Origin of the sequence: Haloprofundus salinisoli (assembly GCF_020097815.1) — an archaeon.
Lineage (GTDB): Archaea > Halobacteriota > Halobacteria > Halobacteriales > Haloferacaceae > Haloprofundus > Haloprofundus salinisoli.
This window is the reverse complement of the sequence record NZ_CP083663.1, coordinates 628,028-648,779: the sequence shown is the minus strand read 5'-3', so window position 1 is coordinate 648,779 and position 20,752 is coordinate 628,028. Positions and strand designations below refer to the sequence as shown.

27 protein-coding genes and 1 tRNA gene are annotated in these 20,752 nt (G+C 67.1%); 16 read left to right on the top strand and 12 right to left on the bottom strand.

Annotated features, from left to right (window positions below; all coding sequences use genetic code 11):
- Positions 1–22: 22 nt before the first annotated feature.
- The gene (locus tag LAQ73_RS03465; protein WP_224269858.1) at positions 23–1,366 is read right to left on the bottom strand and encodes a sodium:calcium antiporter; all 1,344 of its coding nucleotides are present in this window, start codon (positions 1,364–1,366) and stop codon (positions 23–25) included.
- A gap of 140 nt (positions 1,367–1,506) precedes the next feature.
- Here LAQ73_RS03465 and LAQ73_RS03460 point away from each other — a divergent pair, with 140 nt between their 5' ends.
- The 6 genes from LAQ73_RS03460 to LAQ73_RS03435 all read left to right on the top strand — a co-directional run bounded on the left by LAQ73_RS03460 (position 1,507) and on the right by LAQ73_RS03435 (position 6,873).
- The gene (locus LAQ73_RS03460; protein WP_224269857.1) at positions 1,507–2,328 is read left to right on the top strand and encodes a shikimate dehydrogenase; all 822 of its coding nucleotides are present in this window, start codon (positions 1,507–1,509) and stop codon (positions 2,326–2,328) included.
- A gap of 44 nt (positions 2,329–2,372) precedes the next feature.
- A complete protein-coding gene (locus LAQ73_RS03455) occupies positions 2,373–3,272 on the top strand; it encodes a helix-hairpin-helix domain-containing protein (RefSeq protein ID WP_224269856.1) in 900 nt (299 codons plus the stop codon).
- 43 nt (positions 3,273–3,315) lie between these two features.
- Complete coding sequence (locus LAQ73_RS03450) at positions 3,316–4,884, top strand: anthranilate synthase component I family protein (protein WP_224269855.1); 1,569 nt, start codon at positions 3,316–3,318, stop codon at positions 4,882–4,884.
- On the top strand, positions 4,881–5,477 hold the full coding sequence (locus LAQ73_RS03445) for an anthranilate synthase component II (protein WP_224269854.1): 597 nt from the start codon (positions 4,881–4,883) through the stop codon (positions 5,475–5,477). The genes LAQ73_RS03450 and LAQ73_RS03445 overlap by 4 nt, the downstream gene beginning before the upstream one ends.
- Positions 5,470–6,384 carry an aminotransferase class IV gene (locus tag LAQ73_RS03440; RefSeq protein WP_224269853.1) on the top strand — a complete coding sequence of 305 codons (915 nt, stop codon included), beginning with the start codon at positions 5,470–5,472 and terminating at the stop codon, positions 6,382–6,384. The genes LAQ73_RS03445 and LAQ73_RS03440 overlap by 8 nt, the downstream gene beginning before the upstream one ends.
- Before the next feature lie 69 nt (positions 6,385–6,453).
- On the top strand, positions 6,454–6,873 hold the full coding sequence (locus LAQ73_RS03435; RefSeq protein WP_224269852.1) for a Rieske (2Fe-2S) protein: 420 nt from the start codon (positions 6,454–6,456) through the stop codon (positions 6,871–6,873).
- Here the strand turns inward: LAQ73_RS03435 and LAQ73_RS03430 are convergent, their stop codons facing one another.
- Entirely contained in the window at positions 6,874–7,689 is an 816-nt protein-coding gene (locus LAQ73_RS03430; RefSeq protein WP_224269851.1) for a hypothetical protein, read from the bottom strand.
- Positions 7,690–7,806: 117 nt separating this feature from the next.
- Here LAQ73_RS03430 and LAQ73_RS03425 point away from each other — a divergent pair, with 117 nt between their 5' ends.
- Complete coding sequence (locus LAQ73_RS03425) at positions 7,807–8,322, top strand: NUDIX hydrolase (RefSeq protein WP_224269850.1); 516 nt, start codon at positions 7,807–7,809, stop codon at positions 8,320–8,322.
- Positions 8,323–8,446: 124 nt separating this feature from the next.
- On the top strand, positions 8,447–8,602 hold the full coding sequence (locus tag LAQ73_RS03420) for a hypothetical protein (RefSeq protein ID WP_224269849.1): 156 nt from the start codon (positions 8,447–8,449) through the stop codon (positions 8,600–8,602).
- Positions 8,603–8,791: 189 nt separating this feature from the next.
- Here LAQ73_RS03420 and LAQ73_RS03415 read toward each other — a convergent pair.
- The 3 genes from LAQ73_RS03415 to LAQ73_RS03405 all read right to left on the bottom strand — a co-directional run bounded on the left by LAQ73_RS03415 (position 8,792) and on the right by LAQ73_RS03405 (position 10,186).
- Positions 8,792–8,866: transfer RNA gene (locus LAQ73_RS03415), tRNA-Met, on the bottom strand.
- A gap of 85 nt (positions 8,867–8,951) precedes the next feature.
- Positions 8,952–9,398: a GtrA family protein gene (locus LAQ73_RS03410; protein WP_224269848.1), complete on the bottom strand. Its 447-nt coding sequence runs from the start codon at positions 9,396–9,398 to the stop codon at positions 8,952–8,954.
- A gap of 2 nt (positions 9,399–9,400) precedes the next feature.
- Positions 9,401–10,186 carry a glycosyltransferase gene (locus tag LAQ73_RS03405; RefSeq protein ID WP_224269847.1) on the bottom strand — a complete coding sequence of 262 codons (786 nt, stop codon included), beginning with the start codon at positions 10,184–10,186 and terminating at the stop codon, positions 9,401–9,403.
- Between the two features lie 59 nt (positions 10,187–10,245).
- Between LAQ73_RS03405 and LAQ73_RS03400 the strand changes: the two genes are divergently transcribed.
- Both LAQ73_RS03400 and LAQ73_RS03395 read left to right on the top strand, forming a co-directional pair.
- A complete protein-coding gene (locus LAQ73_RS03400; RefSeq protein ID WP_224269846.1) occupies positions 10,246–10,389 on the top strand; it encodes a hypothetical protein in 144 nt (47 codons plus the stop codon).
- Positions 10,390–10,429: 40 nt separating this feature from the next.
- Positions 10,430–12,853 (top strand): DUF2298 domain-containing protein, encoded by a 2,424-nt coding sequence (locus tag LAQ73_RS03395; protein ID WP_224269845.1) that lies wholly within the window; start codon positions 10,430–10,432, stop codon positions 12,851–12,853.
- A gap of 22 nt (positions 12,854–12,875) precedes the next feature.
- On the opposite strand, the gene LAQ73_RS03390 is transcribed toward LAQ73_RS03395, so the two are convergent.
- On the bottom strand, positions 12,876–13,142 hold the full coding sequence (locus LAQ73_RS03390; protein ID WP_224269844.1) for an HAH_0734 family protein: 267 nt from the start codon (positions 13,140–13,142) through the stop codon (positions 12,876–12,878).
- 4 nt (positions 13,143–13,146) lie between these two features.
- Here LAQ73_RS03390 and LAQ73_RS03385 point away from each other — a divergent pair, with 4 nt between their 5' ends.
- Genes LAQ73_RS03385 through LAQ73_RS03360 form a run of 6 tightly spaced genes read left to right on the top strand, consistent with a single transcriptional unit; the run spans position 13,147 to position 16,181 of the window.
- Entirely contained in the window at positions 13,147–13,929 is a 783-nt protein-coding gene (locus LAQ73_RS03385; RefSeq protein WP_224269843.1) for a hypothetical protein, read from the top strand.
- 35 nt (positions 13,930–13,964) lie between these two features.
- Complete coding sequence (locus tag LAQ73_RS03380) at positions 13,965–14,249, top strand: 50S ribosomal protein L44e (RefSeq protein ID WP_224269842.1); 285 nt, start codon at positions 13,965–13,967, stop codon at positions 14,247–14,249.
- A gap of 3 nt (positions 14,250–14,252) precedes the next feature.
- Positions 14,253–14,426 carry a 30S ribosomal protein S27e gene (locus tag LAQ73_RS03375; protein WP_224269841.1) on the top strand — a complete coding sequence of 58 codons (174 nt, stop codon included), beginning with the start codon at positions 14,253–14,255 and terminating at the stop codon, positions 14,424–14,426.
- Between the two features lie 15 nt (positions 14,427–14,441).
- Complete coding sequence (locus LAQ73_RS03370) at positions 14,442–15,242, top strand: translation initiation factor IF-2 subunit alpha (RefSeq protein ID WP_224269840.1); 801 nt, start codon at positions 14,442–14,444, stop codon at positions 15,240–15,242.
- Complete coding sequence (locus LAQ73_RS03365) at positions 15,239–15,421, top strand: RNA-protein complex protein Nop10 (protein ID WP_224269839.1); 183 nt, start codon at positions 15,239–15,241, stop codon at positions 15,419–15,421. The genes LAQ73_RS03370 and LAQ73_RS03365 overlap by 4 nt, the downstream gene beginning before the upstream one ends.
- Before the next feature lie 4 nt (positions 15,422–15,425).
- On the top strand, positions 15,426–16,181 hold the full coding sequence (locus LAQ73_RS03360) for a proteasome assembly chaperone family protein (protein WP_224269838.1): 756 nt from the start codon (positions 15,426–15,428) through the stop codon (positions 16,179–16,181).
- A 274-nt stretch (positions 16,182–16,455) separates the two neighbouring features.
- Here the strand turns inward: LAQ73_RS03360 and LAQ73_RS03355 are convergent, their stop codons facing one another.
- The 6 genes from LAQ73_RS03355 to LAQ73_RS03330 form a co-directional block, all read right to left on the bottom strand.
- Positions 16,456–16,740 (bottom strand): DUF8152 family protein, encoded by a 285-nt coding sequence (locus LAQ73_RS03355; protein WP_224269837.1) that lies wholly within the window; start codon positions 16,738–16,740, stop codon positions 16,456–16,458.
- 13 nt (positions 16,741–16,753) lie between these two features.
- On the bottom strand, positions 16,754–17,371 hold the full coding sequence (locus LAQ73_RS03350; RefSeq protein ID WP_224269836.1) for a DUF420 domain-containing protein: 618 nt from the start codon (positions 17,369–17,371) through the stop codon (positions 16,754–16,756).
- A 90-nt stretch (positions 17,372–17,461) separates the two neighbouring features.
- Positions 17,462–18,508 (bottom strand): NAD(P)-dependent glycerol-1-phosphate dehydrogenase, encoded by a 1,047-nt coding sequence (locus LAQ73_RS03345; RefSeq protein WP_224269835.1) that lies wholly within the window; start codon positions 18,506–18,508, stop codon positions 17,462–17,464.
- A gap of 81 nt (positions 18,509–18,589) precedes the next feature.
- On the bottom strand, positions 18,590–19,267 hold the full coding sequence (locus tag LAQ73_RS03340) for a LysE family translocator (RefSeq protein WP_224269834.1): 678 nt from the start codon (positions 19,265–19,267) through the stop codon (positions 18,590–18,592).
- Positions 19,268–19,342: 75 nt separating this feature from the next.
- Positions 19,343–20,059, bottom strand: coding sequence for a TMEM165/GDT1 family protein (locus LAQ73_RS03335; RefSeq protein WP_224269833.1), 717 nt, complete (start codon positions 20,057–20,059; stop codon positions 19,343–19,345).
- Positions 20,056–20,748: a metal-dependent transcriptional regulator gene (locus tag LAQ73_RS03330; RefSeq protein WP_224269832.1), complete on the bottom strand. Its 693-nt coding sequence runs from the start codon at positions 20,746–20,748 to the stop codon at positions 20,056–20,058. Before LAQ73_RS03330 ends, LAQ73_RS03335 begins: the two co-directional genes overlap by 4 nt.
- Between the last annotated feature and the right edge of the window lie 4 nt (positions 20,749–20,752).

Genomic DNA, 20,752 nt, shown 5'->3' with positions numbered 1-20,752 from the left:
CGAGAGCCGAGAGACGGAGGGCTCAGTCGGCGCGTTCGGCCTGTGACTGCCCGCCGCCGAACGCGTCTTGGGCGGTGTGGGCGGTCCGGTCGAGCAGGCCCCGGAGCTCGTTGCGGCGCATGATGAACAGCGCAGTACCGAGGACGAGGTAGACGACGGTGTAGGCCAAGAGGACATCGATAGCGTCGATGCCGAACGGAAGCGTCACGAGGTCCCGAATGATGAGGAACTCGATGCCGACCTGCGAGACGAACAGCACGAGCAGGGCGACGGCCTCGCGGGCGCTGATGTTGAAGTTCACGAGCACCGCGAGCGCGAAGAAGCTCTGCGCGGCCGTGATCCAGATTTCCGCCGACTGCTTGAAGTCGAACGGCAGGGTGCCGACCGCGCCCGACGCGATGCTGTAGACGACGGCGAGCGTCCCGATGAGCAGCGTCCACTGGTTGAGCTTCGAGGAGATGAGCGCGTTGAAACCGGCCGTCGACCGCGCCTTGTTGACGAGGTAGGCGACGACGATGAGCTCGGGGCTCTCGCTGGCCAGCGGCGCAATCCACTGGATCATGAAGAACGACGGGATACCGATCTGTTGGCCGAGCGTTTCGAGGCCGTGTGCGAACGGGTGGACCGCCGTGTAGATCATCACGCCCGAGTACGCAAAGAGCGTGAGAACGACGGCGACGCGGCCGCTTTTCGAGTAGCCGTGGAAGTACGCGGGCACGCCGACCTGTTCTCCGTGTTCTTCGACGTCGCCGCGGACGATGACGGCGATGTAGAGAGCGTAGAGACCGACCAGCACGAGCGTGTCGACGATTCCGATACCGTTGCTGAACGGCACGAAGAAGGCGTACGCCGTCGCGGCGAGCAGGAAGGTGATCTCCGTCGAGATATCGCGGTCGAGGTTGACGACGTCGGTGAGGATACCGGGGCGAGACTCGACCGCGGGGTCCGAGGCGCTACCGACTCGGTAGAGTGTGAACAGCGCGATGCCGGACCAGCCCAGTCCGATGAGGATACGGTTCGCGCCGGTCATGTTGGCGACGGCGAGGTTGGCCGCCTCCGCGCCGCGGGCCGTGCCGATGTTCGCTCCGGCGGTCCACGCGTACAGCGCGTCGACGGCGTACTCGGGTGCGACGGCCAGCACCGCGAGGACCGCGATGGCGAACGCGCGCGGCACGTCTTTTTCGGCCGTTTCGGCGCCCCACGCGAGGAGGAACGACGACCCGAGGACGGCGATACCGCTGACGGCGACGATTCCTAGCGTCGGTAACGACTCTCCTGACCCGGTTGCCCAGACGTAGACCCACGGGAGAGTGATACCCGTGGCGACCCCGACGGCCACCAGCGGGTGTCGAAGAAATGAACTCATCGTCATTGAGTTCCAAGGTGAGAAACCTATTTCTTCTGCTTCGAAGTTCGTGTGTGAAGAGAGCGCTCTCGCCGTGTGACCGAGTCGCCAGTTACGCCGCTGTCGGGGCGCTTATGCCGCTTCCACGACCACCGCGAGGTATGGAAGTGTTCGGACTCGTCGGCAACCCGGTCGGTCACTCGCTATCGCCGCCGATGCACGAGGCGGCGTACGACTCGCTCGGAATGGACGCCAGATACGTCACCTTCGAGCCGTCGCCCGAACGGTTCGAGGCCGCCCTCGACGGCGCGGACGCGCTCGGTGTCTCCGGGCTGAACGTCACGATTCCGTTCAAACGAGACGCGCTCGAACTCGTCGATGCCGACCCCCTCGCCGAGCGAATCGGCGCGGTCAACACCATCGACTTCACCGGCGACATCCCCCGCGGATACAACACCGACGCCGCCGGCGTCAGCCGGTCGTTCGCCCGCCACGACGTCTCGCTCGACGGGGCAGACGCCGTCGTCGTCGGCGCGGGCGGGGCGGGGCGCGCGACGGCGTTCGCGCTCGCAGACGGCGGCGCATCAGTCCACGTCGCCAACCGGACGGCCTCGCGCGCTGCGGAACTCGCCGACGAGCTGAACGGAGACGAGGAGAACGACCGACGCGCCACGGGCGGCGGCCTCGACTCGCTCGACGCGGCCGTTCCCGAAGCCGACGTGCTCGTCAACGCGACGAGCGTCGGGATGGAGTCCGACGAGACGCCGGTACCGTCGAGCCTGCTGCACGACGATCTCGCGGTGCTGGACGCGGTGTACGCGCCGCCGGACACGCGGCTGCTACGCGAGGCGCGTGAGGCTGGTGCGACGACTATCGACGGTGCGTGGATGCTGCTGTATCAGGGCGTCGCCGCCTTCGAGCGGTGGACCGGACGCGACGCGCCGGTCGACGAGATGGACGCCGCGCTTCGGTCGCGGCTGTGACTTGTCGGGGGCTTTTAAATATGGAGCCATCATACTACCGGCCAATGGCACTCTTGGACAAGCTCAAGTCGTTGCTCGGCCTCAACGGGTCGACCGACGAGCGTGAGCGCGACCCGTCCGTAACGGTCGAGCGCGACACGCGAACGGAGGCGAGTACGGAGACGGAAGCGGCAGTCAAAGGAACCGACGAAGCCGACGAATCGACCGAATTCGCCGCCGGCAGTGCCGCCGCAGGATCGACGGAGCCGTTAGTCGACGAGGACGTTCACGAATCGCAAAGCGATTCGTTAGCCAACCAGAACGCCTCGCGTTCTGGTGACGCCGACGGACCGGACGCGGCGGAACCGGCGGAGGCCGCCGGCCCCGAAAGCGACGAGATGGACACCGATCTCGAAACGGAACTCGACGAGTCGGGCGAGTCGGACGAGACAGTCGTCGAGGACACCGACGAACCCGTCGTCGAGGAGGCCGAACCCATCACCGAGGCCGAAGTCGACGACGAGGGAGCCGAATCGGTCGCAGAGGAGACGGAGGCGGCGGCGTCGACGGGGTCGATGGTCGACGAGGATGCCGAGGACGAGACCGCCGCGGAACCGCCGGAGGCCGCCGGCCCCGAGAGCGGAGAGATAGAAGCCGATGTCGAGGACGTCGGTCCCGGCGAGGACGAAGATCTCGACGCGGAGCACGCCGACGAGGCGGTTTTCGACAGCGACGAGTCCGAGACGGACGAGACGGAAGTCGGGGCCGACGAACCGACGACGGGGTCGACCGACGCCGCCGACACCATCAAGGGAATCGGTCCCGCCTACGCGCAGCGCCTCGCCGACGTGGGCATCGAGACGGTCGCCGACCTCGCGGACGCCGACGCCGCCGACCTCGGCGAGAAGATAGACGTCTCCGAGAAACGCGTCGACACGTGGATCGCGCGCGCTCGAGAGCAGTGACAGTCATCGAGCGCGTAGGGGCCTCGTGACCGCCCGGACACCGATGACCGACCTTACTGTGGCAACTTCCCGAGACGAGTTCCGAGCGACCGCGACGGACGCACCGCCGGGCGCTCGTGTTCCCGTCGAACTCCGAATCGCGGTCTCGGACCCGTTCGACGCGTACCGCCGGGCGCGCGACGGTCCGGGCGGGTTCTTCTTGGAGACGACCGGCGGACAGTCCGGATGGGGGTACTTCGGCGTCGACCCCGTCGAGCGGTTGCAGGTGAGCGCCGACGCGGTCGTCCGCGGTGGGTTCGGAGCCGAAGACGACGACGCCGGTCCGGCTGCCGGGTCGCCATCGCTATCGGCGCTGTCGGCGTTACTTGACGCCGAGACGCTCGCCCGCGGCGACTGCGAGGTCCCGTACCCCTGCGGCGCGTTCGGGTGGCTCTCGTACGACCTCGTCCGCGAGCTCGAAACGCTGCCCGACTCGGCGGCCGACGACCGACTGCTCCCGCATCTGCAACTCGGTAGCTACGACTGCGTCGCCGCGTGGCGGGAACCGAGAGGCGAGGAGACGACGCTTCACGTGACCGCCTGCCCTCGAATCGACTCCGAAACCGACCTCGACGAACAGTACGACGCGGCCGTCGAACGAGCGACGCACCTCGTCGAACGCGCGACGACCGGCGACCCGAGCGTCGAACCGCTCGCCGACGTCGAGAGAGGGGAGTTCGAGAGCGACTGCGGGCGCGAGGCGTTCGCCGACCGCGTGCGAGCCATCAAGCGCTACATCCGCGACGGCGACACGTTTCAGGCGAACGTCTCTCAGCGCCTCGTCGCCCCCGCCGCGGTCCACCCGGTGGCGGCGTACGCGGCACTCCGGCGGGTGAACCCCGCGCCGTACTCGGGACTCCTGGAGTTCTCCGGGGCGCGCGGGCCAAACGCCGTCGACCTCGTGAGCGCGAGTCCGGAACTACTCGTCGAGCGTCTCGGCGACCGACTCGTCACCGAACCCATCGCCGGAACCCGAAGGCGGGGAGAGACGGGCGAAGCGGACGCCGAACTCGAAGCCGACCTCCGCAGCGACGAGAAGGAACGCGCCGAGCACGCGATGCTCGTCGACCTGGAGCGAAACGACCTCGGGAAAGTGTGCGAGTACGGCAGCGTCGACGTGACCGAGTACCGTCGGGTCGACCGCTACGCGGCAGTGATGCATCTCGTCTCCGTCGTCGAAGGGCGGCTACGTGAGGGGGCGACGCTCGCCGACGCCGTCGCGGCGGTGTTCCCCGGCGGCACCATCACCGGCGCGCCGAAGCCGCGGACGATGGAACTCATCGAGGAGGTAGAGGCGACTCGTCGCGGACCCTACACCGGAAGCATCGCTGCGTTCGGCTTCGACGACCGAGCGACGCTGAGCATCGTCATTCGCACCCTGGTTCGCTACCGCGACGAGTACCACCTCCGCGTCGGGGCGGGTATCGTCCACGACTCCGACCCCGAACGCGAGTACAAGGAGACGCTGGCGAAGGGACAGGCGCTCATCGAAGCGATGGACGAGGCGCTCGACGGGGCGACGCTGGGCGTCGCGGAGGCAGACGAGTCCGGAGATACGAGGTCCGAGACGTGAACACGGAGAGTCGCCCCACCGTCCTCGTCGTCGACAACTACGACTCGTTCGTCTACAACCTCGTCCAGTACGTCGGGGAACTCGCGGACGTCGTCGTCCGCCGGAACGACGCCGTCACCGCCGAGGAGATTCGGGCGCTCGACCCCGACGCTATCGTCGTCTCGCCGGGTCCCGGCACGCCCGAAGACGCCGGCGTCTCGATGGCCGTCTTCCACGACCTCGACTACCCGACGCTCGGCGTCTGCCTCGGCCACCAGGCGCTCTGCGCGGCTACGGGCGCGCCGGTCGGCCACGCGCCGGACGTCGTCCACGGCAAGCCCTCGACCATCGTCCACGACGGTGACGGTCTCTTCGCGGGACTCCCCGACCGGCTCACGGTCGGTCGCTACCACTCGCTGGCGGTCGAACGCGACGACCTGCCGGGCGAACTCGTCGAGACGGCCTGGACCGACGACGAGCGGCGCGTCGTGATGGGCGTGCGACACCGCACGCGTCCGCACGTCGGCGTCCAGTTCCACCCCGAGAGCATCCTCACCGAACACGGCAAACAGATGGTTGCGAACTTCCTTCGGGGGTACGTCGACGATGAGTGAGCGAGAGACACACGACGATGGCGACGAGAGCGCCCGCAGAGAGCTCGTCTACCACGTGGACGGCGAACTCGTACCGGCGTCGGAGGCGACGGTGAACGTCCGCGATAGGGGGTTCATGTACGGCGACGCCGCCTTCGAGACGCTTCGCGTCTACGGCGGCCACCTGTTCGAGTGGGATGCCCACGCCGACCGACTCGCCGAGACGTGCGAGATTCTCCAACTACACCACGGCCTCTCCGACGAGACGTTCCGAACGCGAATCGAGGAGGCGCTGGCGGCGAACGAGCTCGACGACGCCTCGGTGAAGCTCTCCATCAGTCGCGGCGTCCAACCCGGGAAACTCACTCCTTCGCCGGAGGTCGACCCCACCGTCGTCGTCACGCTCACACCGCTGGGTCGCGGCGGCGTCGGCGGCGAGAAATCGTGGGACGGACCGGCGACGTTGCAGACGGTGAAGACGCGCCGCCCATCGACCCGCGCACTCCCGTCGAAAGCGAAGACGCACAACTACCTCAACGGCATTCTGGCGCTCCTCGAACTTCGCGTCACGGGCGCGGACGAAGCGCTCATCCTCGACGACGAGGGCTACGTCGCCGAGGGCGCGACGAGCAACGTCTTCTTCGTCGACGGCGAGCGCCTCTGCACGCCGACTCTCGACGGTCCGGTGCTCGCGGGCGTCACCCGCGACGTCGTCCTCGAACTCGCCGAGTCCGAAGGGATACCGGTTCGAGAGGACGTTTTCACGCCCGACGACGTCCGGGGGGCCGACGAGGTGTTCATCACGAGTTCGACCCGCGAGATTCGACCCGTCGGCACCGTCGACGGCATCGGCGTCGAGACGGGGCCGGTGACGCGACTGCTCTCGAAGCTGTACGAGCGGCAAGTCGAGAAGTTGTACGAGTCGTAGAGTCGCGCGAGTCGGAGCGCGGGAACTGCGGACGGAAAGACGTTCAAAGGCGGCGCGACGAGAGACGGTATGGACGACGACCGCCGAATCACGGGGCTCTCCGAGGTCCCGACGGACGGGACGCTGCTGTTCACGTTCCGCGACGGGTTCGACCTCGGCGAGGCGATTCTGACGAAACTCGACGACGGGAGCGTCGTCGCCTTCCGGAACTACTGCCAGCACTGGACGGACGTGCGCCTCGACAAGGGCTCGGGTGCGCTCGTCAGAAACGGCGACATCATCTGTCAGAAACACGGCGCGACGTTCGGCCAGGAGACCGGCTACTGCGACTTCGGTCCCTGCGAGGGGGCGACGCTCGACACCGTCGACGTCGAAGTCAGCGGCGACGCGGTGTACCTCGCCGACGACTCGCTCGACTTCGAGCACCTCGGCCCCTCCGGGGAACACGACCTCTCGTCGGGCAGTCGAATCGACTTCACCGGTACCTGATTACGGTTCGATTCGCCCACCCTCGGCGACCAGCCACTCGCCGGTCGCCCAGTCGTCTTCGACATCGTCGTAGTAGACGTCGACGCGGACGGCGACCTCCGGCCAGGGTGAGGTGACGGGCACACACCGGAACGCGTCTTCGAGGCCGGGAATCGTGAACCCGCTCGGGAACAGTGACTCCGCACGTGCCCGCGTGAGGTCGCTCCGAAAGGCGAACTGGAGAGCAGGCCGCGTCGCCTGTTCGTCGTAGACGACCTCGAACCGCGCCGTCCGCTCGGCGGTGAACCGCTCGATATCGTCCCGAAACTCGGCGTCGGTCGTCGGAATCACGAAGGGAAACGGCGCACCGGTCGGGTAACGGTACACTGCACATTCCGCCGCGAAGGTGTCGATTAGTTTGTTCCACCGCGTGGCCAAGAGCGTCGATTCCGGGATGTTGACGCCGCTGTGGTCGAGCGCTGCGACGTGTTCCGAGAGACGAGCGGCGACAGCCGAGAGTGTCGGCGACTCGTCGGCGGGTCCTTCCGTCTCCCGTTGGGTGCTGGTCGTCGACGGTGCAGCGTCGTCGCCGACGAGTGCGAACTCGCCGACCCGTTCGTCGACCTCGATGCCGTCGAATCGAAGGTGCGGTGCGGCGTCCGTCGTGTCGAGCGTCGTCGTCGGCAAGGCATTGGCTGGTTCCGTCGCCGCGAGTCGGTGTTGTGGGTCCTCGTGCTCTGCGCCTGCAGCGACGAGCAACGTCGCCAGCGAATCGTAACCTCGACGTTCCGCGTCGTTCCGTTTCGGAAGCCGGTAACCGATGTCGGAGAGTCGCATACGACATCGGCGCTCGACGTCGGTATCAATCGGTCGTTTGGCCACTCAGGTGGTCGCTGGTTCCCGCGGACACAGGTATTATACAGGTGACGGTTCACTGTCCGTCCAGTTACCCCGATGAGAGACTCCACAGCGCCCACCGACCTCGGGTCGTGCTCGGACCTCGAATCCCTCCGCGAGCACGCCGATGTTCCGTTCCACGAGCGAACGGACCGCGTCGACAACGACACGTTCGGCGTCGTCGCAGACCTCGACGACATGGCACCAATCGGCGTCACGAACGGTGACGGTTCAGTGCTGGTGCTTCGGGTAACCGAGAGTTGCCGGTGGAAGATTCCCTCGCCCTCGGTCGCGCCCGGTGAAGAGTACGCCGACGTCGCCCGGGCGTGGGTCGAGGAACAAGCCGGACTCGCCGTCACGCTGGACGCCGTCGAGGGCGTCTGGCGCTACACGGCGCGTCACGAGGACGGCAACAGAGAGACGACTCGAAACTTCGTCGTCTTTGGCGCGACGCCCGGGGCAGATGTAGGAATACCGGTCGTCGACGAAGGTGGCGCCGTCGACGCGGGGTGGTTCGACGAACTCCCGGCGAACGCGGAGCGACCACCGGGTACGGATTTGTTCTTCGGTTGAGGACCAGTAGAGCAGCGCCACTAACAGATTCGACTGGATCTGTGAGTCGTTCGCAGGACTACGTCAAGCGGGAGCGTCACCGTACATCGAACTGTTTTTGACAATCTACAATGACGACCCGACGATGGTGGTCGACCTCCTCCTCCCCGCCCTGATTGGCTTCACATTCGTCATGACTGCGGCGTACGCAGGCACGCTACGCGCGCTCGAAGTGTACTTCGACTCGACGCAGGACAGTATTTTTCTCTCGGGCGACGGCGGTCCGCCGGAGCGACACTGACTCCTCTGTCCGTCTTTTCGTATGGTGTTCGATTCGTCAGGAGAGCAGCGGAAGGTAGATTTGAACTACGCGGACTCGCTCACATCGTTCGCTCGTCCTCTCGTTCAAACAACCACTAAGCTATTCACGACGAATCGAGCAACGCTCGGAGATAAACCTCCTCGCTCGGCGTTCGATTCGTCAGGAGAATAGCGGGAGGTAGATTTGAACTACCGATCTCCGGGTTATGAGCCCGGCGGAATCTCCTGGCTATCCCATCCCGCTACTTCTGACAACAGGATGCCCCGGGTTAAGGGTTATGATTCCGACGCCGTATGTCAGTTTTCGCCGTGGCATCTCTCATCGCGATTCACGTACTCGTGACGCGCCACGTGAGCAGACTCTCCGCCACGTAGTTGACCAGCATCGACGCGAGGATGGCGATGGGCAGCGGTATCACCTGCCAGAGGTCGAATCCGGCGACGACCACGGTCACGTCCTGCTGTCTGAGCACGCGGACGATGACGAACTGGAGCGCGAGTCCGCCGCTGCGGACGAGATTCGACTTCAACAGCCGTCGAACCGCCGGAAACGCTCCCGACGCCCCTTCGTCGGCGAACGTCCAGCGGTCGTTGACCAGAAACATGACCACGATGGCAACCTCCGCGCCGGCCAGTTTCGCCACCTCCGCCAGTACGCCGAACCAGAGGGTCAACACGGTGCTGACGGTCAAATCGAAGACGGCACCGAGCGCGCCGACGGAGACGAACTGTCCGAATCGCTTGCCCGACAGCAGTTCCGTCGCTACGCGGCTCATTCTCAGTCCTCTATCGGGTCGGGTCCGAGACGCTCGACGAGCGACGGCGTCGTCGACCGGCGGGCGTCGAACATCGCGTGCAGTCGGTCTTCGCGGATGAGTTTCGCGCGATGGCGCGCCGACAGCAGACTCCGCCCGAGATCGAGAGTCGTCCGGACCGGCGAGACGGTCGACCCCGGCCTGTCCTCCCACTCGACGGGCACCTCAACGAGCGCGTGGTCCAACGCGGCGGCGACGGCGACGAGTTCGACGTCCCAGGCGAAGCCCGGTTCGTAGAGGTGGTCGCGAACGTCGACCCACGCGTCGGCGGTCATCGCCTTCGCGCCGCACTGGTAGTCGTACAGTTCCGTGTCGAGCAGGCGTTTTGCGAGACACGCGAAGCCGTCCCCGAGGCGGCGGCGAGCGAACGTCTGGTGGGCGGTCACCGTCGCGTCGGGGTGCCGCCGCGACCCGACGCCCAGGTCCGCCTCGTCCGCGAGCACCGGCGCGAGTACGTCAGAGAACGAGTCGGCCGGTGTGCTCCCGTCGGCGTCGACGAACGCGAACACGTCCGTCGACAGCGCCTCGAAGCCGGCGGTTATCGCCGCCCCCTTCCCGCGGCGAACCGGCGACACGTTCACCGTCGCCGGGAGCGACGACAGTTCGTCGACCAACTCCGGCGTCGGCGCGTCGAGTTCGACGCGGACCGCCTCCGGATCCAGTCGCTCCGTCAGCGCGTCGAGATAGCTCGCGAGCTGGTCGGCGTCCGGCCGATACGCGGGGACGACGACACCGACGGAGCGTGGCATGGGCCGCGATTTCTTTCAAGCGATAAAAAAGTATCTGACTCGGAATCGACCCGCCGCCAGTGCGGTCAAAACGCGACAGTCGAGACGCCGCGGTCGAGACGCCACAGTCGGGGGCGACGGTCGAGACGACGACGTTCCAGATGCCGGCCGCACCATCCGACCGGGAGTCGGCACCGCGCGACGGAACGCGTCTGCTCCGGTAACCAGAAACGGTTTATTGACGCGCTCGCGTTCCACCGGTAGATGGAGTATCTGTACGTCGCCGTCTGGGTCGTCCTCTACGCCGTACTCGCGGTTCTCGGACTCCCGCTCGCGGCGCGGCTCTTTCGATACGTTCCCGGCCGCGGACCCGGCTTCGCGCTCCCGCTGTCGCTTCTCGTCTTGACGCTCGTCGCCCACTGGGTCGGGCAGTTCTCGTTCGGCTTCGGGACCGTCGTCGTCGCCGTCGCCGTCCTGCTCTTGCTGTCGGCGGCGACGGCGTTCGACCCCGCGGCGCTTCGAGAACGCCGTCTCGCTCTCGCGTCCGGTCTCGACGTCGACAGACGCGCAGTCACGGACACCGCGGTCGTCTTCCTCGCGGCGTTCGCGTTCCTGGTGGCGGTTCGAGCCGTCGACCCCGCGGTCCACGCCGGCGGCGGCGAGAAGTTTCTCGACTTCGGCCTGCTGAAGGCGCTTCTGCGCGCCGACGCGCTCCCGCCGGAGGACTTCTGGTTCGCGGGCGAGGGCGTCAAGTACTACTACGGCGGCCACCTGCTGACCGTGCTTCTGGCGATGCTCACCGACACGCCCGCGAGATTCGCGTACAACCTCTCGCTCGCGGGGTTCTACGCGATGCTCGTCACCGCGGCGTTCGACCTCGCGGGGTCTATCGCGTCCGCTCGCGGCGGCGCACGTCGGCCCGCCGGACTGCTGTCGGCGTTCTTCGTCGGTCTCGCCAGCAACCTCGTCACCGGGGGTCGAGTCGCGTTGGCGGTGCTGCCGGAGTCGCTGCAGCGTCCGCTGGCCGGACTCATCGCCGCCGAGACGACGCAGTACTCGCCCGACGAGCTGCTGGCGGGCACCGACTCGTTCAGCTACTGGACCGCGAGCCGCGTCATCGAGGGGACGATAAACGAGTTCCCGTTCTTCGCCTGGCTCAACGGCGACTTACACGGTCACATGATGGGGACGCCGTTTCTGCTGCTCGGGGCGGCGCTCGCGTTCGCCTATTTCCGGACGCCCCAGTCGGAGCGGCCGCTTCGCCGAACCCTGCTTTTCGTCGCGCTGCCGGCGCTCGGCGGTCTCCAACTCGTCCTCGACACGTGGAGTTTTCCGTCGCTGTTCGGCGTCGCGGCGCTCGCGGTCGTGTTCGCCCCCGCGCGGCCCGAGACGCTGCTTCCCGACCGCGTCGCCTCGGCGGTTCGATACAGCGAGGACGACTCCCTGCTGTCGGCGCAGTTCGGGCGTCTCGTCGTCGCCGTCGGCCTCGTCGCCGCCGCGGGCGTGCTCGGGGCGGCGCTCGGTGCCCCGTTCCTGCTCGCCGGCGCATCCGGCCGCGAGGTCGCACTCCTCGCGCCGGCCGACAGGAGCGGACTCGGGGCGCTGTTGCTCGTCCACGGCGCGTTCGTCGTCGGGTTCGCCGCCTACCTCCTCTCGCGGTTGGTCGAAGGGGATACGTGGCTGCTCGCCGCGTCGGTCGTCGGCGTGGCCCTCGTCGCCGTCGGGCAGGGGATGGCAGCCGTCGCGCTGATTCTACCGCTGCTGGTCTTCGGCTGGGTCGCGCTCGCGTTCGACCGCGACGTCGGGTTCGAGACGGTGCTCGTCGTCGCCGGGGCCGGACTCGTGTTGCTCGTCGAGTTCATCTACGTCAACGAGCAGGCGGGACCGCTCCGGATGAACACCGTGTTCAAAACGTACATCCAGGTGTGGGTGCTGTGGGCGACGGCGCTCGGCCCGGCGTTGACGCTCCTGCTGGCTCGCCCGCTTCCGACGCGCCTCCGATGCGCCGTCTCCGCGACCGACGGGGGCACCGAAACCGACGCCGACCCGAACGCGGCCCGCTCGTCGCTCGTCCGGGCGTCGGAGGCGACGACGGCGACAGCGCGGACGCTCGCGCTCGGTCTCACGCTCTGTCTCGTCGTCTCGACGAGTTTCTACGCGCCGCTCGCGCTCGACAGCCACTTCGAGGAGACCGGCGAGCCGACGCTGGACGCGACGCAGTTCGCCGAGACCTATCACCCGGAGGAAGCGAAAGCTATCGCGTGGCTCGACGAGAAACCGGGTCGCCCGACGCTGTTGTCCGCGCCGGGGACCTACCAGTACCCGAGCGCCGAGTCGGGGTCGTACCCGTATCCGCCGGGTCGCTACAGCTGGAACTCGAATCCGGCGTCGGCGCTGACCGGCATCCCGACCGTCGCCGGGTGGGGTCACGAGATCGGCTACCGCGGCTTCGACACCTACATCCAGCGCGTCGAGCAGGTCGACGCCGCGTTCACCGACGACGCGGCGCTCGTCGACGTGCTCCGCGAGTACGACGTGCGCTACATCTGGGTCGGGCCGGCGGAGCGAGAACGATACGGCGAGACGTCCGTCGGCGACGTGTCCGGCGTCTCCGTGGCGTATCAGACCGAAACGGTGACCATCTACGAAGTCGACCACGACGAACTGCCGGGTGACGACGGGTCGTAGTCGGCCGAAAAACGGGGAACGCTCAGACCGAGAGTTTGCCGCGCGCCTTCACGACGTCGAGCGCCTCGGCGTCGATGGACTCGACCGTGAGCCAGTGGGGGACGTACTCGCGTTTCTCGTACGCTTCGCGCTCCTCCGCGGTCCCGATGGTACACCACAGTTGCACCTCGTCGGGGCCGTGCCAGTCACCTTGGCGCTGAATCGAGAAGCAGATCTGCTCTTTCCCGTCGTAGTTGATGACCGCGTCCTTCCGGATGCCGGGGTCTCCGTGGACGATGAGGTGTTGCATAGCCGTGAGTTTGGAATGTCCGGGCTTAACGACTTCGGTAAGCGAGCACTCGCCGACGTGCCGAACCGGCGGACGAGACCCGGCGAAACCCCAAGGCCGTCGCCGCCGTACGCGACCCGGGCGACGAGTCGCCCGGCGGGAGGTACTCGACCACTGGCTCGCCTGCGAGGGCCTCACTCCGAGCGGCGGGTCGAACGGCCCGCCTTCACGGACCGAGGACGCGGTCGACCGCCTGCTTCGGGCGAACCCGGGCGCGGCCGCGTTTCTCTGGCGGGACGCGCCGATTCGATGGTTCCACACCCACCTCTCGGCGGACGAACTCGGACGTGTACGCGTCATCGAAGGCCCCGAGAACCTGCTGTGGAACGCGCTCTCGCCGGACGGCACCGTCGAGGGCGCAGCGACGCGCGTCGTCGAATCGGACGCGTCGAGACTCAGCGAGGAGACCGGCGTCGACGTCGCGCGCATCGAACGACTGGCCGAACAGCTCGCCGACGCGTCGGAGACTCTCCCCGATATCGTCTGCGTCCAGCGTCGCCCGTGGGAGCGACCGTCCGTCGCCGACGGCAACCACCGAGCAGTCGCGGCCGCCGTCGCCGCGGGGCGGGAAAACAGACCCGAACGCCGGGAGGAGGCGGTCGTACGACAGGGTGACACGGGGCAGGTGGGCGTGTACTTCGGCGTCGGCGCGAATCGGCCGTTCGAGGACGTACAGCGGGCTTCGAAGGCGGTGTGGTGGGCGATTCGCCGTCGACTCGTCGGCGAGTCGGAACCAAACGCGTTTTAACGGGCGACGGCAAAGACCCTGCAAGGTAGATAGCTATGCAGATGCCACGCCGTTTCAATACGTACTGTCCGCACTGCAACGGCCACCACGAAGTGGAGGTCGAGAAGGTACGCAGCGGACGCAGCACCGGGATGAAGAAGGTCCAGCACCGACAGCGCCGACGCCAGACGTCGCACATCGGTAACGCCGGGAAGTTCTCGAAAGTCCCCGGCGGCGACAAGCCGACGAAGAAAACGAACCTCAAGTACCGCTGTTCGAACTGCGGGAAAGCCCACATGCGCAAGGGCTGGCGCGCAGGTCGACTGGAGTTCCAGGAGTAGACGATGGCCGGAAGCTTCTACCGCGTCGTCTGCCCGGACTGCGAGAACGAACAGGTCGTCTTCGACCGCGCGTCGACGCCCGTCAACTGCGTCGTCTGCGGCAGCACGCTCGCCCACCCCACCGGTGGGAAAGCGACGTTCGAAGGCGAAGTGACCGAAACCGTCGAGGCGCGGTAACGCCTCACTCTTCCCATGAAATTTCGCGGCTGGCCAGACAACGGCGAACTCGTCGTCGGAAAGGTAGACGAAATCGCCAACTTCGGCGTGTTCGTCGACCTCGAAGAGTACGAGGATAGACGCGGTCTCGTCCACATCAGCGAGGTCGCCAGCGGGTGGATCAAGAACGTCCGCGACCACGTCCGGGAGGGACAGACGGTCGTCGCGAAGGTACTCGACGTCAACAAGTCCTCCCAGCAGATCGACCTCTCGCTGAAGGACGTCAACGAGCACCAGCGCAAAGAGAAGATACAGGAGTGGAAGAACGAGCAGAAGGCCGACAAGTGGATGTCGTTGGCCTTCGGCGAGGACGTCGACGACGAGCAGTACGAGACCGTCGCGAACGTCCTCTACAGCGAGTTCGGGAGCCTCTACGACGGCTTCGAGCAGGCGGCCATCCACGGCGCGGAGGCGCTCGAAGACGTCGACCTCTCCGACGAGGAGATCTCGGCGGTCGTCGAGACGGCCCGCGAGAACGTCTCGGTGCCGTACGTCAACGTCACCGGCTACGTCGACCTCCGGTGTCCGACCGGCGACGGCGTCGACGACATCAAGGAGGCGCTTCGCGCCGCCGAAGGAAACGGCGACGTCAGCGACGAAATCGAACTGTCGGTCTCCTACGTCGGGTCGCCCGAGTACCGCATCAAGGTGCGTGCGCCCGACTACAAGACCGCCGAAGCCGAACTGGAGGCGAGCGCCGACCGCGCCCGCCAGTCCATCGAGGCCGTCGGCGGCACCGCGGTGTATCACCGCGAACGCGACGAAGAAACCGAATGAAGTCCGACATCCGGGTCTGCTCGGCGTGGCGCGAGCGCCACTCTCGCCCGGTGTACTCCCTTTCCGAGACGTGTCCGGAGTGCGGAGCCGCAGCCGAGAACAGCGCGCCGGCCCCGTTCAACCCCGAGGACCCCTACGGCGAGTACCGACGCGCTCTTAAGCGGCGCAGTCGGCAATAAAGCCATGGACGACATCGACATCGAGGCGGTCGCCGACCCCGAGCTCGCCGACCCCGTTCTCATCGAGGGGCTGCCGGGCGTCGGTCACGTCGGAAAACTCGCCGCCGAGTACCTCCGCGACGAGTTCGACGGCGAGCTGGTACGTCGCGTCTACAGTTCGGACTTCCCGCCGCAGGTGAGCGTCAACGACGAGGGCGTCGCCGACCTGACCTGCGCGGAACTGCACGCCGCCAGCGTCGACGGGACGGACCTTCTGCTTCTGACCGGCGACCATCAGGCACAGAGCAACGCGGGCCACTACCGACTCACCGACGCGTTTCTCGACATCGCCGAGGAGTTCGGCGTCTCCCGCGCGTTCGCGCTCGGCGGCGTCCCGACCGGCGAGCTCGTCGAGGAGTACACCGTCCTCGGCGCGGTGAGCGAGGCCGGCGGGAAGGAGGAACTCGAAGACGCGGGCGTCGAGTTCCGCCCGGACGAACCGGCGGGCGGCATCGTCGGCGTCTCGGGGCTCATCCTCGGCCTCGGTAAACGTCGCGACCTCGACGCCGCCTGTCTGATGGGCGAGACCAGCGGCTACCTCGTCGACCCCAAGAGCGCGAGGGCAGTCATCGAAGTCCTCCAGCACGTCCTCGACTTCGAGGTGGACTTCGCGTCGCTCGAAGAGCGCGCCGAGGAGATGGAGGAAGTCGTCGGTAAGATCCAGGAGATGCAACAGCAACAGAGTCTCCCGACCGACGACGACCTGCGCTACATAGGCTGAGAGACCCACCTCTCGGCGAAGAGGCTACACTCGACCGAACGTCTCGAAATCCGGCGTCTCCGTTCGCCGACCGTGCAGAATTATCACTATATATCACACATAGTGGGTACTATAACGTTGCGTGTTGGCCGTACGGTATGGCGACACATTACCAACAAACGGCTTACTGCCCTCGCTGCGACGAGACGAACCGCGTCGTCGAAAACAAGCCGTGGCTCCCCGACGTCTGCTACGACTGCGGACGTTCCATCTCCACAACCCGACTCTGACAGCGTCAGGTGTCGGCCCGTTTTTCGACGCGTTCCACGAGGCTCCGAGCGGCGGCTACGTGCGCGTCGGCGTCGTCGTTCTCCGTCTCGCCGACGTTGTCGAGCAGCCGCCCGACGTGCGCGATGCGACGGGCGACCACATCCTCGTCGACGTCCCCGGCCGTGAGGTCCGCGGCGACGGCTTCCGCCTCGCCTAGCCAGGTGTTCGCGCGCGGCGCAATCGGCAGTTCGGCCGTCGCTTCGAGTTCGGCGTGGAGGTCCGAAAGTAGCGTTTCGAGGTCGTCAGACATCGTTCTCACCCGGTCACCACAGCGGCACGCCGACGAACGCGGCGACGAACTGCCAGTCGTAGACGTGATTCAACAGCAGGTAGGTGACGACGCCGAGCGAGAGCGAGAGAATCCACGACCCCGCGGCGATGCGACCGATGCGTCTGTGCGGCGTCTGCGTGCGGAGTTCGGTGGGCGTGTGCGTCAGCCCCAACACCAGCGCGTACAGCACGACCGGCACCGAGACGATGGAGAGGACAATGTGGATCGCCAGCATCGCCAAGTACGCGTAGTACACCAGCTGCGGACCGACGAACTCCTTGGTCCCGCCGCCGCCGATCTTCGTCAGGTAGAAGACGAGAAACAGCAGGATGAGCACGAAGGAGGTGACCATCGCCGTCGCGTGTTTCTTCACCTCGTCGTTGCGAATCCAGTACCACCCGGCGACGAGGACGGCCGTGTTGACGGTGTTGATAAGCGCGATGACGTCCGCGAGGCGGTTGACCTGCTGCAGCGTGAGTTCGGGGAACACCCTCGCCGGAACAACTCCGAGAAACGTGCCGATGACGACGGCGTAGCCGACGACGCTGAGGACCGCAGTGATGGCCGCGGGGTGTTCCTTCGCGACCCCGCTGGCACTGGCTGTTGCCATACCGAACGGTTAGCGTGGCCCGACTATTTGCGTTCGGGTTCGCTCGTCTAACCCTCGAGTCGCCGCGGTCGGCCGACGGTGCGGCGAGAATCAGATGACGCCCGTGACGCTGGCGACTTCCTCGGCCGCTCGCTCGTTGACGCCGTCGCCGAGAATCGTGTAGCGGTCACGAATCTCGTGGGCGGTCGTGAGCGCTTCGAGCACCTCGTCGGCGGAGAGGTCGAGGTCCGCGGCCGTCGTCGGCGCGTCGATGCTTTCCAGGGCGTCGCGGATGTCGCGCCACTCGCCCTTCGGCCCGCTGTGGAGATACGCCGTCATGATGGAGCCGACGCCGACCTGGTGGCCGTGCAGCGCCTTGCCGGGCGCGATGCGGTCGAGCTGGTGCGAGAAGAGGTGTTCCGCGCCGGAGGCGGGCCGCGAGGAGTCGGCGATGGACATGGCGACGCCCGAGGAGACGAGCGCTTTCACCACGATCCAGCAGGACTCCTCCAGTCCGGGTTTGATGGAGTCGGCGCTGTCGACGAGCATCTCGGCGGTCATCTGCGAGAGCGCGCCCGCGTACTCGGAGTACTCGACGTTCTTCAGGCGATTGGCGAGCTGCCAGTCCTGAACCGCGGTGTAGTTCGAGATGATGTCCGCACAGCCCGCCGTCGTCAGCTCCCACGGGGCTTCGGCGAGCAACGAGGTGTCGGCGACGACGGCCAGCGGCGGGTCTGCGGCGACGCTGTGGCGGGTGTCTCCCTCGGGGACCGACCCACGGCCGGAGACGATGCCGTCGTGACTCGCCGCCGTCGGCACCGAGACGAACCCTCTCCCCAGGTGGTCGCTGGCCATCTTGGCGATGTCGACGGGCTTGCCGCCGCCGAGACCGATGAGAAAGCCCGCCTCCGTCTCGCGGGCGGCGTCGATGACGCGCTCGACGGACGCGAAGTTGGCCTCCGAGACGGTGACCGTCGCCGGGTCGTCGAACTGCGCGCAGACCCGGTCACCGACGAGTCGCTTCGGCGTCGGACTCGTGACGACGAGCGGGCTGCCCGAGAAGGGCAGGTCCGCCACCGCGTCGGCCAACTGGTCGACGACGCCGTGGCCGACGAGGACGTTACGCGGGAGCTTTATCCACGTCGTTTTGTCGAACATACTCGAAAATCACCGTCCGCGTAGAAACCGTTTGTGCCATACGGCGAGGGTTCCGCCGGGGAGGGGCCGGCCGTCGCCCGCTCACAGCAGTTGCGCCGCCGCGTCGTAGAGGAACGCGAGGCCGAACCCGCCGAGGACGACGGCGCTCACCCCGGCGACGACGGGCGCGAGCGACTCGACGCGGCGCTCGGCGGTGACGAGCGCGGCCGGAAAGCCCGACACCCAGAGCAGGATGCCGCCGAAGAACCCCGCGACGAGCGCCGGGCTCCCCGTTTCGACGACGAGCCGTCCCGCGAGCTCTCCGCCCACGTACGGCGTCTGCGAGAGCACGTCGACGGTGCCGGCTTCGAGCAGGCCGACGCCGATAGTGAGCCAGAACAGTATCTGGTAGGGGTTCGTCAGCGCGAGCACGAACGCTTTTCTGAAGCCCGCGCTGTCGTCGGGCAGCGTCCCGCCGCGGAACGAGTCGGACGCCGAGCGAACCGCGCCGTAGGCGAAGTAGAGCATCAGTAGGCCGCCGACGCCGACCATCGCCGCCCGAACCGTCGGAAAGCGTTCGACGAACCCGACGACGCCCAGCAGCGCGAGCACGAAGAAGACGACGTCGGCCGTGAACGCGCCGAGACCCGCGCGAAAGCCCGAGGACCAGCCGTGGACGACGCTCTCCTCGGCGATGACGGCGTTCATCGGTCCCGGCGGGGCGGCTAGCGCGAGTCCGAAGACGACGCCCGCGAGGCCGGTCGTCAACGTATCGAACACGGGTCGAACTGGGACGCACCGCCCGAAAAGGGCCGCGGTTCCGTCGTCTGCGAGACTGGACTCAACCCCGGTCGCTCAGACGAACCCCAACACGGCGTCGGCGGCGACGCCGACGAGCGCGTCCCACGCCGAGAAGCCGGTGACCATCGACACCACCACGTCGAGGCCGAACAGCAGGAACAGCACTGCGCCCGCGAAGTGCGCTTTCCGCATATCGACCGCGTGCGCGAACTTGTGGAAGAAGTACGCGTTCGCGAGGCTCACGGGGACGATTGCGAGCATCTCGCCGACCCAGATGGCGCTCGACGCGCCGTGCTGGGCGGCGAGGCCGATGGTGACGAGCTGAGTCTTGTCGCCGAACTCGCCGGCGACCATCATGGCGAAGACGGGAAGGAAGCCGCCGAAGCGAGCGCCGACCTCGTAGCCGAACAGCTTCGTGTCGAGGTCCGGCGCGAGCGAGGAGACGCTCGACTCGCCGCCGTCGCTGCGCGCCGCTCGCGTCGGGTCCCCCGCGGTCGACTCGGGTGCCGACCGAAACAGGAAGGCGGCGAAGGCGAGAAACAGGAGCGCGGTGAACGCGTCGAGGGCGACGCCCGGCAGCAGCGCCTGGAGCGCGCCGCCGAAGAGAATCTCCAGGGCGGTCCACCCGGCGAAGGCGGCGCTGGCGGCTCCGACGACCACCAGCGGCCGGTAGCGCGTCGAGAGGCCCGCGATGATGAACTGTACTTTCTCGCCGGGGAGGACGGCCAGCTGCGTGACGAACGCGATGACGACGACTTCCGACCAGTTCACACACCACCCACCCCTGCGGGGGCGGATTCGGGCTCGCCGACGGGTTCGACGCGAATCGAGCGCGCGACCGACTCGGGGAGGCTCTGTTCGTGGCTATCGACGAGGACGGTTACCATCCCGAACGGCGCGACGTCGACGATTTCGACCTCCGTTCCGGGGGTGAGTCCGGCCTCCGCGAGATACTCCAGTTCCTCCTCGTCGCGGTCGGAGACGCGCGCGACGACGACGCGGTCGCCCTCGCCGTACTCGCTCAGTCGGGTCGTGTCGTCCTCGACGGGATCGAGATCGACGTTCGGAATCGGGTCGCCGTGGGGGTCGAACTCCGGATTGTCCAGCGCCGCGGCGACGCGCCGCTCGAACGCCTCGCTGATGTGGTGTTCGAGCGCGTCGGCCTCGTCGTGGACCTCGCTCCAGGAGTAGTCGAGATGCTCGGTGAGGTACGCCTCCAGCAGTCGGTGGTGTCTGAGCACTTCGAGCGCCACCGTCTGCCCCTCGTCGCTCAACTCGACGCCCTTGTACTTCTCGCGTTCGACGAGTCCGCGCTCTTCGAGTTTGCCGAGCATGCTCGTCACCGTCGGCGCGGTCTTGTCGAGATACTCCGCGATGGCGGAGGTCGAAACCGGCGGGCCGTGTTCGGTCTGGAGGGTGTAGATGGCCTTCAGGTAGTCCTCCATCACGTCGCTCAACATGGAC